This window comes from Pseudomonas sp. RL, from assembly GCF_000647775.1.
In the GTDB taxonomy this organism is placed as follows: Bacteria; Pseudomonadota; Gammaproteobacteria; order Pseudomonadales; family Pseudomonadaceae; genus Serpens; species Serpens flexibilis.
In genome coordinates this window covers 1-862 of sequence record NZ_JBOY01000225.1, presented here as the reverse complement: position 1 = coordinate 862, position 862 = coordinate 1, and the positions used below count along the sequence as shown (strand labels likewise).

1 protein-coding gene and 1 pseudogene are annotated in these 862 nt (G+C 74.2%); both read right to left on the bottom strand.

Annotated features, from left to right (window positions below; genetic code table 11):
- Window positions 1-99 (bottom strand): annotated as a pseudogene (locus AS93_RS20790) (threonine-phosphate decarboxylase); the annotation flags it as partial.
- Window positions 92-862, bottom strand: a 771-nt coding sequence (locus tag AS93_RS0118425; RefSeq protein ID WP_027591936.1) for a CobD/CbiB family cobalamin biosynthesis protein, incomplete at its 5' end; no start/stop codon positions are given. The gene AS93_RS0118425 and the pseudogene AS93_RS20790, both read right to left, overlap by 8 nt.

Here is an 862-nt window from a genome sequence, read left to right as displayed (position 1 = left end):
GGCCTGCGGCGCCAGTCCGGTGGACAGGTCCAGCCAGTCCGCCAGCGGAATGCCATGGTGCCGCGCGGCCTGGCGCAGCCGTCCGCCGTGCTCAAGCATGGAGCACGCCTCCGACGGCCAACAGCAGCGCCAGCCACAGCAGCACCCCGGCGTAGACGCGGTTCAGCGCACGTTCGATGTCTCGCGCCCGCGCCGGCGGCCCCTCGCCGAGGCGTGGGCGTTGTTCCTCGCACCCGTGGTAGCTCGCCGCGCCGCCCAGGCTGACGCCCAGCGCACCGGCGCCGGCGGCCATCACCGGGCCGGCGTTGGGGCTGTCCCACTGCGGCGCCTGACGGCGCCAGCAGCGCAGCGCCCGGCGGGTGTCACCGAGCAGCGCATAGGTGATCGCCACCAGCCGTGCCGGCACGTAGTTGAGCGCATCGTCGATGCGCGCCGCCGCCCAGCCGAAACGCCGCAGGCGCGCGGTGCGATAGCCCCACATGGCGTCCAGGGTGTTGGCCAGCCGGTAGAGCACCACCCCCGGCGCACCGCCGACCAGGAACCAGAACAGCGTGGCGAATACCGCGTCCGAACCGTTCTCCAGCACCGACTCGGTGCCAGCGCGGGCCACGCCGGCGGCGTCCAGTTGGGTAGTGTCGCGGCTGACCAGGTAGCCAACCCGCCGCCGCGCCTCGTCCAGCTGTCCCAGGCGCAGTGCCTGCGCCACCGGCAGGGCGTGCTGCGCCAGGCTGTTCAGGCCGAGGGCGAAATACAGCGCCAGCGCATCCCACCACCCGCCGAACCGCGTACCGAGCCAGCCGGCCAGCAGCACCGGCGGCAGCACCGCCAGACACCAGCCGAGCACCCCGTGCGCCCGCCCGCC